The organism is Paenibacillus profundus (assembly GCF_021369635.1).
Lineage (GTDB): Bacteria > Bacillota > Bacilli > Paenibacillales > Paenibacillaceae > Paenibacillus_B > Paenibacillus_B profundus.
Genome location: NZ_JAJNBZ010000013.1, coordinates 111,125 through 123,826 on the forward strand (window position 1 = coordinate 111,125; position 12,702 = coordinate 123,826).

Here is a 12,702-nt window from a genome sequence, read left to right on the forward strand (position 1 = left end):
AGCTGCCTCATTTTGAGATAGCCCCTTTGTACTTGAAAAGCCCAGGAAGCTTGGTATTATCCCCTCTATGTGTATATGTTCTTGTCTCTTCCGACAATTCTGATCTGTGGTTTCAGAAATTCAATTTTTTAATCAGTGCTAGTGACGTACTGCATTGCGTTCGCAATGCAGTAACCGTCCAAGTGTATTTCTTGGAGTATACCGCTTTCCTTTTTTGAGCCTCCGTTTTCAACGTACAATTCTATTTTTTCACCGCTGCTTTAAGATTCACCCCCTATCACTCTATACAACGAACCATCCACACAAAAATGTGACAGTAAAACAAAAATAAAAAGGATGCAACATAAAAATAATTTGTTTAGATATCTAAATCTATTTTCCGCTTGCTTATATTTATTTCATTTGCTAATATAACTGACGAACGTTCGTTAAATCGGAGGTGGTTTTATTGAAAAGCAATGGCATTAAGGAGGCCGCTCTAAAATATTTCACAATTCATGGTTATGAAGGAGCATCCCTTTCTCTAATCGCTGAAGAAGTCGGCATGAAAAAACAATCCATTTACGCCCATTTTAAAGGAAAGGATGATCTTTTTCTGCAAGTTTTACGTGATGCGAAAGAGACGGAGCTATCTTCAAAGCTTCAATATTTCAGCAACATTGATTCAAAAAATCCCGAAAAAGATTTATACGGATTTCTGCAATTGGTAATCGATCTATTCCAAAAAAATGAGCAGTTAAAATTTTGGCTGCGTATGTCTTTTTTTCCACCGGCACATCTCGCAAAAGCAATCGAAAAGGAAGTAATCGATATCGAGGAGAAGGTGCAGTCGATACTGGAAAGTAAATTTCAGGCTTGGATCGATGCTGAAGCAATAGTCGGAGATGCAGCAAAAACGCCGACCCTCGCCTTCTTAGGAGTAGTCGATTCCATTATGCTGGAGCTTGTATACGGCAATGATGAGAAACGGCTGAAGGATAAATTAGCAGCCTCTTGGACCGTATTCTGGAGAGGTATTTCACATTAATGATTCTTACAGAAAGAAAGTGTTGATACATGAAGAAAACAATAAAAGAACAAAAGACGGTATTACTTATTCTTTTAAGCAATATATTCATTGCCTTTCTAGGAATTGGTCTCATCATCCCCGTTATGCCGTCTTTTATGAATATTATGCATTTATCAGGCAAAACGATGGGCTATCTTGTTGCCGCCTTTGCGGTGGCACAACTGCTTATGTCACCACTCGCAGGACGATGGGTTGACCGTTACGGTAGAAAGAAAATCATCATCATCGGCTTATTCCTTTTCGGTGTTTCAGAACTTATCTTTGGTTTGGCCACGAATGTATCGGTGCTTTATATATCAAGGATTCTAGGGGGAATTAGTGCCGCCTTTGTTATGCCAGGGGTTACTGCATATGTTGCAGATATTACATCCGTTCAGGAACGGCCAAAAGCGATGGGCTATATTTCTGCCGCGATTAGCACGGGCTTTATTATAGGACCTGGCATCGGTGGCTTTATTGCAGAATACGGTATACGCATGCCCTTCTTCTTTGCGGCAGCCATTGCCTTTTTAGCATGCATTTCGTCCATATTTATTTTAAAAGAGCAGCTGACAAAGGAACAGCTTGCAGAAATTTCCGCAAATACAAAGCAAACAAACTTTATAAGCGATTTAAAAAGATCACTTCATCCGCTTTACTTTATCGCATTTATCATTGTATTTGTGCTCGCTTTCGGTTTATCAGCATATGAAACGGTTTTTAGCCTGTTTTCTGATCATAAATTCGGCTTCACGCCGAAGGACATTGCAGCCATTATTACAATAAGCTCAATCTTCGGCGTTATTGCGCAAGTATTTATGTTTGGAAAAATGGTAGAAAAACTCGGTGAAAAGAAACTGATCCAATTATGTTTAATTACAGGTGCAATATTGGCGGTGGCGTCCACCTTGATCTCTAGCTATTTGGCCGTGCTGGCGGTAACTTGCTTCATCTTCCTCGCATTTGATTTGCTTCGTCCGGCATTGACGACATTTTTATCAAAAGCTGCCGGGAAAGAGCAAGGATTTGTTGCTGGAATGAATTCAACCTATACGAGCTTAGGTAATATCGTCGGGCCAGCGATGGCAGGAATACTATTTGACGTAAACATCCACTATCCTTATCTTTTCGCTGCTGTCATTATGGTCATTGGCCTCGGTATTACAGTCATGTGGAATGAAAAACAATTGGGAGAAAGCTTAGCGGAATAATTTGAAAAGCGCGGGGCGTATTTATAAATAACACCATTTACTTTGTCGGTAGTGCCAGCTTCGCTGGTACTGCCCCATCCAGAAGATATATCCCTTCTTGATACCGCTCGTAATCTGCCTTTAGCTGCAAAATCATTTCCGTTTTCTTCATCTTCATCCGTCCTTTCAAGTAGCCTGGCCTATAGGTCAAGCCAATCGTGGCCCTTCTCAATTTCATAGCTGATGTCCTCGGCCACCGCTTGAACCCCGTTGCTCCGCTCCACCCCCGTGGTACCTGTCACCGTTCCAGCCCGTTTTTGCTTTTAATCCAAGTACCCGCGGTTGCGGAGCGTAGCGCAGCAAAAAGCCCAATGGAACATAGATCTGCTTTCAGGCTGCGCCGCCGCTTAGTGATCTCTGTATCGATTGGGCTTTTAGTAGGTGGTGGGGGTTCGTGGCCGTTTTACATACAATAATGCCTATTACATTCTGATCGGAGGTTCCACCACTTTCTATTCTGACTGTAGGGGAGAGCGGATCTATGACGCATTGTTCAAGACCCTAACAACATATCCGCCATGGCGAGGAGGAGAAACATGCTAGTTTTCTGAATGAAGGGCAGAGTGAACCAAAGGGTCGAAATAGGAACATTCGCTCTGGATACGCCTCGCTCCTGTAAGCCCGAACCCCTGCCCTAGCAGGGCTTTAGGGACAGGCGTGAACCGCTTGGCGATATGGCAATACGCATTGAAGGTTCTTTCCGTCATCCTCTTGTACAAGAAAAGAGAGCGGTCAAATGCATCCGCTCTAATCGTTCTCGCTGCGATCACTGTCTGGACGCTTCCCTCGATCCCTGTCTTCATCGGATTCGCCCGTATCCAGTTCCATGTCCTCTTGTTTGATGATTTCATGAATTTGATGCTTAATCGTCTCTGAGCGGGTTCCGAATATTGCCTGCACATTGTTGCCGACCTCAAGCACCCCCGAAGCGCCCAACTCTTTCAATCGGTCTTTGTCCACATCGCCCTTATCCTTGACCTGTACACGCAAGCGCGTAATGCAAGCATCCAGGGAAGCGATGTTGTCCTTGCCGCCAAGCGCTGTCAGTATGCCGCGCGGCAGTTCTCCCGCCGTTGCCGCTCCTTGCCTAGCGGCAGCAGCCAGTGCGGCCGCTTCCCTTCCGGGTGTCTTGAGATTGAACTTGCGGATGGCGAAGCGGAATCCGAAATAGTAAATGAGCGCAAGCACCAAGCCGACCGGGATGACGAGCCAGTAAGGCGTCCGGTGCTGGAGCACGCCGAACAGCAAGTAATCGATGACGCCGCCGGAGAACGTCATGCCGATTTTGACGCCGAGCAGATGCATCGTCAGGAACGAAAGGCCCGCAAAAAAGACGTGCACGGCAAAGAGAAGCGGCGCCACGAACAGGAAAGAGAATTCGAGCGGTTCCGTAATTCCGGTCAAGAACGACGTGAGCGCTGCCGAGCCCATAAGCCCCGCCACGAGCGTTTTATTCTCCGGACGCGCTTCATGGTATATGGCGAGTGCTGCCGCCGGCAGCCCGAACATCATGAAGGGATATTTGCCGGTCATGAACGTACCCGCCGTCAGCTCGACACCATCCTTCAATTGGGCGAAAAAGATCTTCTGATCCCCTCGGACCAGCTCGCCTGCTTTGTTCACATATTCCCCGAACTCGAACCAGAACGGCGCGTAGAAAATGTGATGCAATCCGAATGGAATGAGCGCCCGTTCACAGATGCCGAAGATGAAGGCCGCAAGCGCGCGGTTCGAATCGATGAGCGAATGAGAGAATGCATTCAGACCAACTTGAATGGGCGGCCATATGAACACCATCACGATCCCGATAATAAGCGACGTGACGGCTGTTATTATCGGAACAAAGCGCTTGCCCGCGAAGAAGCCAAGGTATGAGGGCAGCTCAATCGTGAAAAAACGCTTATATAGCGCTGCCGCCGTGATGCCGATAATAATGCCGCCGAAGACGCCCGTCTGCAGCGTCGGCACGCCTTGAACGATGGCATACGCGAAGTTGGTCTCCACCATGTCCGGCGTTACGTTCATTATCACTTTCATCGTCACATTCATGACGAAATATCCGACGATGGCGGCGAGCCCTGCCACACCGTCCCCCCCGGCCAGACCGATGGCTACCCCGACAGCGAACAATAAGGACAAGTTATCAAACACGATGCCCCCAGCTTGCTCCATCACGCTGGAGATGATACTGATGGCGCTGCTGCCCAGCACCGGAATCCTTGCAATTAGATCCGGATTGCGAAGCGCATTGCCGATACCGAGCAGAATGCCGGCAGCAGGCAGAATGGCGACAGGCAGCATCAGTGCCTTGCCGACCTTTTGCAGCACGCCGAATATGGATTTAAACATAGAACTCAACCCCTAACTATGTGCATGATCTTCAGAATGGATGAGAACCCTGTTGTTACCATTTCCAATCCGTTCTAGTGCTATGCACGCGGGTGAGTTCTGATTTACAGAGTCATAACTTCATGTAGACTCATACAAATTCATGATACTTCATATACGACAACACCCTTGGAAACTCCCAATTCAGGGTAGCGCGCCATAATGGCCGGCAGCTCGCCCAAGCGAAAGCGGTGGCTGATGAGCGGCTCGATGCGCAGAAGAGCTTTTTCGGAGAGATCTATTTAAGCGTGGAGCAGGAGACGAGAGGGCGCGGCAAGCATCTGCTTATCCAATCCATCAACAAAGAATCGGAGCTTGAGCTTACTTTGCCGCCGTTTTTGGAAAATCTGGACGTAGACGGCATCCTTATTTTGTCTCACCTTAGTACGGCTTACACGAACGCAGTTATTGCCACCGGCATTCCGACAGTGCTAATTGACCATCATCATCCGGCCATTCATATCGACTGCATCTTGACGAACAATCGCTTCAGCGCATATGAGGCCGTTCAGCATCTGTTCGAGCTTGGGCACCGGAATATCGGCTTTATGGGCAACATCAGCTTCTCACCCAGCTACTACGAGCGGCTGGATGGGTTCCAACTGGCGCTGCGCGATTTGGGACTCGATGTCAATCCGGACTGGATCGTGACGGATGCGCTTGAGCAGTCGGAATATATGATGCAGACGATGAAAGCCATCAGAACCCAACCGACCGCTTGGTTTTGCGTGAACGATGGCCTCGGGTTCCTCGCCAACTCCACGCTGCATCAGCTTGGCTTTCAGGTGCCGGATGACGTATCCGTCTGCAGCTTTGATAACGGGCAGTTATCCCGCTTGGCCACGCCCACGACGACAACGATGTCCGTCGATTTGAATCTGTTCGGCCGCAAAGCCGTCGAGCAGTTCTTCTGGCGCATGGAACACAAGGTTGAGCCGTTCATGGAGCTGTTGCTGCCGACGAAGCTCATCGCACGAGAATCCACCGCGGCACCGAGAAGCTAAAAAACGATATTAAATCGAATTACAAAGGGGCTGTCCCAAAAGTAGAATTTCTACTTAAGGGACAGCCCCTTCTCTCGTTAACTGACATCAAGTGGCGGATAATTAAGAAAGGATTGACGAAGCAACTGTTTTATGAAAAAATATAAATACCAACGGTCGGTATCTAATAGGAGGATGGATAATGGCAAGAAACAAATATCCCGAGAAGACATTGGAGCAAATTCTAACGGTGTCAGCAAAACTGTTCACCGAGAAAGGCTTTGACAAAACTAGCATTCAGGACATTATTGATGCTTTAGGAATGTCAAAGGGAGCAATATACCACCATTTTAAATCAAAAGAAGAGATATTGGATGCGGTCATGAAGCAGCGCTCTCAATCTACGACAGAGATGTTCGACATGTTAATTCAGAATACACAAGCGAATAATGCAAGAGAGAAGCTTGTGAGTATATTAGAAGCGGTTGCCACAGACAAAGATACACATTCCATAGACAGCGTGTTGAGCTCACAGATCAAGAACCCGCAGTTTGTAGTGACAGGGATCAAGGACTGTGTCATTAAGGATGCTCCCCGGATTGCTCAAATTATGTTGCAAGGTAGAGAAGACGGATCCATTGTTACCGATTATCCGACTGAATGTGCGGAGATTTTCTTGTTGCTGTTGAACATATGGATAAACCCGGTTTTATTTGAACGCAACCGTTCGGATACCCTTCGTCGTTTACAATTTTTACAGCAGATGATGAAGCAGTTAGGTGTTGATGTTGTCAGTGATGCATTAATTGAGAAAGCAACCGACCTGTACGCGAATATGGGCGGATATTCACAAGATGGGCAATGAATGTTAACAAAGGGGGCTCGGTGATGCACATCGGATTTATTGTAGGGTCAACGATCGCAAGTGCGGTGTTGATTGCAGGCATTATTGGATGGCTGCTGAGCAAACGTAAGGGTTATAAAAATGTGTGGGCAGGTTGGGCGATCGTGTTCGGTGTCTTCGCCCTAATCAGCGCAGTAATAAATGCGGGGATTCGGTAGTGAGCTGCTTGTCATTTAAATGTGAATGGTTGAATAAGGAGGCGCTAATTGCAAATGGTTAATCAAAAAATACTTGCAGCGACCAAAAAGCTGTCTAACAACACATATCATAAGGCGATGAATCGCGCCCAAAAAGCAACCCACCCATCCCCAAAAGCAGTATACAAAGGTGCAGTAATCAGTGGAGGTATTGGACTTGTTCTGTTGGCTGCGGGAGGTGCGGGGCTACTGTTCAACCTGCACCTATGGGCATGGGGCTTGCTTGGTTCCGGAATCATTGTAGTGGGTGTCAATGTGTTCAGTGCACTTAGAAGTATCTCCAAATAAAGCCAACGATTATAATTGACAAAAAAGGGGCAGCCACCGTCATTCATTATGACTTTTGGGGCAGCCCCTTTCCTATGCATCCATTGAATTATTCAGCTTCCAACGCTTGTACCGCAAGCGCCAACGCGCCCGTAATGCCGGCCCGGTCTTGCAGCGCCGGCGGAACGATATAATCGTCGCCGCACTCCAATACAGCAGGATGCTGCACATAGCCGTTCAGCAGCTCCTTCACTTGCTCGCGAATGCGCGGGAACAGGTGAAGCTGCTTCGATACGCCGCCGCCGAGAATGATTTTCTCAGGGGAGATCGTCAATATATAGTTCATCAATGCTTGCGCCAAATAAAAGGTTTGGAATTCCCAAGCCTTATGATCATCGCCCAATTCGTATGCTTTCACGCCCCAACGACCTTCAATGGCAGGTCCGGCCGCCAGCCCTTCCAAGCAATCCTTGTGATACGGGCATTTGCCTTCATACGTATCTTCGGGATGGCGCTTCACCATGATATGTCCCATCTCCGGATGAACCAAGCCATGCACGAGCTTGCCTTCCACTACCGCGCCTGCGCCGATGCCGGTGCCGACCGTAATGTACAGGCAGCTGTTCAAGCCCTTGGCCGCGCCGAAGATTAATTCGCCGAGCGCCGCACCATTGACGTCGGTGTCGAATCCTACCGGAACGTCGAAATGGCGCTTCAGGTGGCCGACGACATCATAGCCGCTCCAATGCGGCTTCGGCGTCTTCGCGATATGACCGTAAGTCGGGCTTTGCTTGTTCAAGTCTACCGGACCGAACGATCCGAAGCCAATGGAGCATACCCCTTTATCCTTGAAAAATTCAACCGTACGATCCATGGTCTCTTCCGGCGTCGTCGTCGGGAAAGACTCGATATGTTGAATTTGTCCATCCGGCGTGCCTACGGCGACGACAAACTTCGTACCTCCGCCTTCAATTGCACCTAACAGTTTCATTGTTTCTCCCTCACCTTCTCCAAGCCTGTCCTTCTCTGCGATGTTCAGGCGGCGTTACCCGCCAATCCGCGTAATGCCGCGCATTCTACCTATCTGTCGCGCGGCAGCACGATAACGCTTCCATCCTGTTCATTATAACATCGCCTATCGGATGTTCCAATAAGTTGCGCGCATCATCTAAAATTCGGACACATATGCTGAGCTTTCTACCCTTTTGCAGGTGTTCCGCACCCGAATTCTCGATAGACTTTCGCAAGCTGATGCGCTAAAATATGAGCAAGTTATTTTGCTAAAACGCGCCACTAAGGAGGAGCCACACCATGACCGTTACGACGTCTCAGCAAGGAATGTTTGGTCAATTTGGCGGCAGCTTTGTTCCGCCGCAGCTGCAAGATGTAATGAATCGGCTTGCCGAAGCTTTTTATCATTACAAGGATGACCCGGAATTTATCGAAGAATACAAAACGTACTTGCGTGAATTTGTCGGACGGGAAAGCCCACTTACCTTTGCCAAGCATTTGACTGCGAAGCTCCGGGGCGCGAAGATATATTTGAAACGCGAGGATTTGAACCATACCGGATCCCACAAAATCAACAACGTGCTCGGGCAGATTTTGCTCGCGAAGCGCATGGGCGCGCATCGGATCATTGCAGAGACGGGAGCCGGCCAGCATGGCGTAGCGACTGCGACCGTCTGCGCGATGTTCGATATGGAATGCGTTATATATATGGGAGCCGAAGACATCCGCCGTCAAGCGCTAAATGTGTTCCGCATGGAGTTGCTGGGCGCGAAGGTCGTCTCGGTAACGAAAGGGCAGGGGCGGCTGAAGGATGCCGTAGACGAGGCATTGAACGATCTGGTGGAGAACTATGAAAACACCTTCTATCTGCTCGGTTCCGCTGTCGGGCCTCATCCGTTCCCGACGATGGTGAAGCATTTCCAAGCGGTCATCAGCGAAGAATCGAAGCGTCAGATTACGGAGAAGGAAGGACGGTTGCCGGATGCCGTGATTGCTTGTGTCGGCGGCGGCAGCAACGCGATCGGCGCCTTCGCGCATTATGTGGACGAGCCTGCGGTGCGGCTGATTGGCGTGGAGCCGGAACAAGCCCCGACTCTGACGCAAGGCGTGCCTGGCGTTCTGCACGGCTTCAAATGTCTCGTTCTCTTCGACGAGGAAGGCAATCCGGCGCCAACCTACTCCATCGCGGCGGGACTCGATTATCCCGGCATCGGCCCGGAGCACAGCTATTTGAAAGAATCAGGCCGCGCGGAATACGTGACGGTGACGAATGAAGAAGTGCTCGAAGCGTTCCAAGTGCTGTCCAAGACGGAAGGCATTATCCCGGCGCTGGAGAGCGCGCATGCGGTCGCGCACGCGTTGAAGCTCGTTCCGGCGCTGGACAGCAATCAGATCGTCATCATCAACATCTCCGGCCGCGGAGACAAAGATGTGGAGCAAGTGTTCGAGATGCTCAAAGCGAACAAATAGCAGCAAAGCAGCGCAGTACAGCCATAGTCCGCATGGGAACGGGACTATGGCTGTTTCACGTTTTACTCAATCGTTCACTGTCCGGCTGGACGCCCATGCCGCTTTTTACGTACAGGGCAAAAAATCACCCGGATTTTTACTGGCTTTGGTTAATTTGGCCGTCTCCGCCTCGGCAATCTTTTTGTTATTCTGGACGGAAGAAGCTTTGGAGTCCGCCGTGATGGCACTTTTTGCCTTCGTTGGTTGCGATGCCGCCTCTGCGGCTATATTCAGCGAACCGAACAGCCGGATGCCGCAATTGCCGCCTTGCTCATGTTTTTCATGCGAAAAATTCTCCTCTCCCTATTCACAGGGGTCTGCTGCCGCCAGACAATGCACCAGACTCCGCCGGTTGGCCATCTGTATTCGTCGCTTACCTATTCCTGCGGGCCAATTCGAGCTCCACCTGCGCCTTTTGCTGCAGCTCCGCCAGCGCCTCGTCCACTGACTGCTCATTATCGGTAACGGATTGCAGCGCTTCATTCACCAGCGAAGAATACGCCTGGTAGAAGCTCTCCGGGATGTTCTTCTTCCACGGCTCATTCGCCCGATACTTCGCCGGCTTCAGCATATAAATCGATTCCGCGCCTCTTTCCAAGCCTCTCGGAATATATCCTGTCCGCGCCGGCAGCTCGCTTATTCCGGTGCGGGATATGACCTTTGCCATCGCCGCGCCGTTCATGAACTTGACAAGCTCCCAAGCATCTCGCTTATTCGTCGAATCCGCAGCGATCGCGAATATTTGTGTCGCATAGGTACTCGCGGATTCATCCACGCGCGCCGGATCGATCGGGGCGGTCACCATGCCCCAATTCATCTTGGAAGACCCGCCAATGTGTGCAGCAAAGGACGAATCATTGATAATCATCGGGAGTTCCCCGTTAACGAATTTGTTCATGGCCAATATATAACGCGATCCAGGATCGCCGTCCTGCTGCGGCGGACGAACCGATACCGCCTTGTTCCGGATCGCATCGGCCGTTAACTGAAACGCTTGCTTCCAGCCTTCGGATTGCAGCATCACCTGCTTCCCTTCCGCGTCGAACAGCTGCAGATTCATCGCAGCCGCAACTCCCCGCAATACGTCAGAAGCTTCATTATCCATCAATCCGTATGAAGTATCCTCATCCGTTCTGCCGTTATGGAACCGGGCAGCCAGTTCGAATAGCTCCTTCCAAGGCATCTTGTCGACCGGCGGATCGATATGCATATCCTTGAACATATCCGCATTGTAGTAAAGGAACGAAGCTCTGAGCGTGGGAGCAAGTCCAAATAGAGAACCGTTTCCCCTTTCACGCAGCATGTCGATCAAGCCTGGCGCATAGCCGTCCAAATCGAATTGATCCTGCTTGAAGGCCGATTCCAAATCATATAGCTTGCCCATGCTGGATAATTGATCATACTCATCCAGATTTAGAACGAGCACGTCTGGCTTCTGGCGCTCTATCATACGCTGTAACTTTTCCAATGGGCTTAATTCATTCGGTTCGCCCTCCCCCTCATCCCACGACTGGATTACTTCGATTTCAATGTCAGGGTACTGGCTGTTAAATAACTGGCCGTACTTGATATGGAAGTCCTCTACATAGGGATAATATACCTTCAGCTTCCCGTTGCCTTCACCGCTTAGCTCGTCCTGCACGGGCTTATTCCCGAAGCACCCGCTTATGAGCAGGACGGTGCTGAGCAGAAGCAGTACAGCCGCTTTACGTTTTCCGGTTCGCCTCATTTCTTCACTTCACTTCTCCTTTGCACGCCTATTCATCGATCTCTTTTATTTCACATTGTCTTGGCGCGCCTTCTGAAGCGCTGCCTGTGCCTTCTGCTGTAGTTCTGCCAAGGCTGCATCCACGGTTTTCTCATTTTCAATGATGGCCTGTAGCGCTTCTTCCCGCAAAGGAGCATATGCACTGTTGAATTCATTAGGAATCCGCTTTATTGCCCACTCGAATTTCCTATTTTTTATTTGCAATGCATAGAAAGCTTCTGTACTCTTGCCCTGAATCGACTTGACGAATCCGGTTCGCGTCGGCAGCTTATAGTACATGGTGGAGCTTGCCTTCGCCATCTCCGGTCCGTTGACGTACTTAACAAATTCCCAGGCCGCCCGCTTATTGCTCGATTGCTCGTTTATGGCAAAATACTCATAGGAAATCGCGCTTGGCGTTTCATTCGGGTGGGTGGGATCAATAGGGACAGGAACCATTCCCCAATCCATCTTGCTCGCCTTCTTGTTGCTCGAATCGCTAAACTCACGAATAAAGCCTGATCCACCAATGGTCATAGCAGCATTGCCTTGCAGGAAGAGATTATCGGACGAACGGAGAAACCTCGTATCTCCCGATTTCTGAACCTGCAGCGCGCGGGCACGTATTGCATCCGTCACCATTTGATATGCCTGCTTCCAGCCCTCGGATTCGAGCAAGATATTCTCCCCCTTAGCATCGAATTCCTGCAGGCCCCATGTGTCCGCTATGCGATTCAGCATCCGAACCGCGTTCTCATCGCCAGCATATAGCCCAGGCATTCCCGCATCTTCGAAGCGCGCAGCCAGATCGAACAGATCCTTCCAGGTCATGCCGCCTTTTGGCGGTTCTATCGCATTCGCTTTGAACAAATCGGCATTATAATAAATCACATCCGTAAAGAAAAACGGCGGCAGGCCAAATAGCGTGCCTCCTCCCTTCTCTCTCACCATATCAATCAAGCCTGGCATGAACCCTTCCAGATCGAATTGCTCCTGCTTGATGATCGGCTCTAAATTATATAATTTGCCGTCCAATGCGTATTCTTCATAATATTGAGATGGCAGAGTCAACATATCGGGCTGCTGTTCATCAATCAGCTTCGCTAATGCCGTCCCATAATCAACGCCTTTTTTCGTTTGCTGGAATAATCCCTTGGTCTCGACCACTTCAATGTCGATATTCGGAAATTTGAGCGTAAATACATTTCCGTATTCTCGAAAGAAATCGCCCTCATCATAGGAAAGCACTTTTAATTTGCCGCGGCCATCCTTTCCGAGCTCCTCTAGTACAGGCTTTGTTCCGAAGCATCCGCTCACCAGAGCCATAATGCTAACCAGAATCGTGCCTTGCTTCAACCACGAACCCCATCGCATCTCGTCTCCCATTCTCCTTTACTT

At 49.4% G+C, this 12,702-nt stretch carries 11 protein-coding genes; 7 read left to right on the plus strand and 4 right to left on the minus strand.

The window, feature by feature from the left end; genetic code table 11:
- Positions 1–448 precede the first annotated feature (448 nt).
- The gene (locus LQV63_RS16495; protein ID WP_019421350.1) at positions 449–1,027 is read left to right on the plus strand and encodes a TetR/AcrR family transcriptional regulator; all 579 of its coding nucleotides are present in this window, start codon (positions 449–451) and stop codon (positions 1,025–1,027) included.
- Positions 1,028–1,056: 29 nt separating this feature from the next.
- Entirely contained in the window at positions 1,057–2,259 is a 1,203-nt protein-coding gene (locus LQV63_RS16500; RefSeq protein ID WP_233697550.1) for an MFS transporter, read from the plus strand.
- Positions 2,260–3,045: 786 nt separating this feature from the next.
- Here the strand turns inward: LQV63_RS16500 and ptsG are convergent.
- Positions 3,046–4,647, minus strand: coding sequence for a glucose-specific PTS transporter subunit IIBC (ptsG, locus tag LQV63_RS16505; protein WP_407672931.1), 1,602 nt, complete (start codon positions 4,645–4,647; stop codon positions 3,046–3,048).
- 230 nt (positions 4,648–4,877) lie between these two features.
- Between ptsG and LQV63_RS16510 the strand changes: the two genes are divergently transcribed.
- From LQV63_RS16510 to LQV63_RS16525, 4 genes are all read left to right on the plus strand, one after another.
- Complete coding sequence (locus LQV63_RS16510; protein ID WP_233697551.1) at positions 4,878–5,690, plus strand: substrate-binding domain-containing protein; 813 nt, start codon at positions 4,878–4,880, stop codon at positions 5,688–5,690.
- Positions 5,691–5,871: 181 nt separating this feature from the next.
- Positions 5,872–6,534: a TetR/AcrR family transcriptional regulator gene (locus LQV63_RS16515; RefSeq protein ID WP_233697552.1), complete on the plus strand. Its 663-nt coding sequence runs from the start codon at positions 5,872–5,874 to the stop codon at positions 6,532–6,534.
- Between the two features lie 23 nt (positions 6,535–6,557).
- Positions 6,558–6,731: a hypothetical protein gene (locus LQV63_RS16520; RefSeq protein ID WP_019421357.1), complete on the plus strand. Its 174-nt coding sequence runs from the start codon at positions 6,558–6,560 to the stop codon at positions 6,729–6,731.
- A gap of 54 nt (positions 6,732–6,785) precedes the next feature.
- The gene (locus LQV63_RS16525; RefSeq protein WP_019421358.1) at positions 6,786–7,058 is read left to right on the plus strand and encodes a hypothetical protein; all 273 of its coding nucleotides are present in this window, start codon (positions 6,786–6,788) and stop codon (positions 7,056–7,058) included.
- An 88-nt stretch (positions 7,059–7,146) separates the two neighbouring features.
- Here LQV63_RS16525 and LQV63_RS16530 read toward each other — a convergent pair whose 3' ends face one another.
- The gene (locus tag LQV63_RS16530; RefSeq protein ID WP_325175892.1) at positions 7,147–8,028 is read right to left on the minus strand and encodes an ROK family protein; all 882 of its coding nucleotides are present in this window, start codon (positions 8,026–8,028) and stop codon (positions 7,147–7,149) included.
- Between the two features lie 320 nt (positions 8,029–8,348).
- Here LQV63_RS16530 and trpB point away from each other — a divergent pair, with 320 nt between their 5' ends.
- Complete coding sequence (gene trpB / locus LQV63_RS16535; RefSeq protein WP_233697553.1) at positions 8,349–9,518, plus strand: tryptophan synthase subunit beta; 1,170 nt, start codon at positions 8,349–8,351, stop codon at positions 9,516–9,518.
- Between the two features lie 412 nt (positions 9,519–9,930).
- Here trpB and LQV63_RS16540 read toward each other — a convergent pair whose 3' ends face one another.
- Both LQV63_RS16540 and LQV63_RS16545 read right to left on the minus strand, forming a co-directional pair.
- Complete coding sequence (locus LQV63_RS16540) at positions 9,931–11,286, minus strand: ABC transporter substrate-binding protein (RefSeq protein ID WP_233697554.1); 1,356 nt, start codon at positions 11,284–11,286, stop codon at positions 9,931–9,933.
- A gap of 45 nt (positions 11,287–11,331) precedes the next feature.
- On the minus strand, positions 11,332–12,678 hold the full coding sequence (locus LQV63_RS16545; RefSeq protein WP_233697555.1) for an ABC transporter substrate-binding protein: 1,347 nt from the start codon (positions 12,676–12,678) through the stop codon (positions 11,332–11,334).
- Positions 12,679–12,702: the final 24 nt, after the last annotated feature.

What these genes read in the sequence shown, in the direction of transcription:
- trpB (WP_233697553.1), top strand. Translation starts at nt 8,349, where the DNA reads ATGACCGTTACGACGTCTCAGCAAGGAATGTTTGGTCAATTTGGCGGC.
- LQV63_RS16515 (WP_233697552.1), top strand. Translation starts at nt 5,872, where the DNA reads ATGGCAAGAAACAAATATCCCGAGAAGACATTGGAGCAAATTCTAACG.
- LQV63_RS16500 (WP_233697550.1), top strand. Translation starts at nt 1,057, where the DNA reads ATGAAGAAAACAATAAAAGAACAAAAGACGGTATTACTTATTCTTTTA.
- LQV63_RS16530 (WP_325175892.1), bottom strand. Translation starts at nt 8,028, where the DNA reads ATGAAACTGTTAGGTGCAATTGAAGGCGGAGGTACGAAGTTTGTCGTC.
- ptsG (WP_407672931.1), bottom strand. Translation starts at nt 4,647, where the DNA reads ATGTTTAAATCCATATTCGGCGTGCTGCAAAAGGTCGGCAAGGCACTG.
- LQV63_RS16540 (WP_233697554.1), bottom strand. Translation starts at nt 11,286, where the DNA reads ATGAGGCGAACCGGAAAACGTAAAGCGGCTGTACTGCTTCTGCTCAGC.
- LQV63_RS16520 (WP_019421357.1), top strand. Translation starts at nt 6,558, where the DNA reads ATGCACATCGGATTTATTGTAGGGTCAACGATCGCAAGTGCGGTGTTG.
- LQV63_RS16545 (WP_233697555.1), bottom strand. Translation starts at nt 12,678, where the DNA reads ATGCGATGGGGTTCGTGGTTGAAGCAAGGCACGATTCTGGTTAGCATT.
- LQV63_RS16525 (WP_019421358.1), top strand. Translation starts at nt 6,786, where the DNA reads ATGGTTAATCAAAAAATACTTGCAGCGACCAAAAAGCTGTCTAACAAC.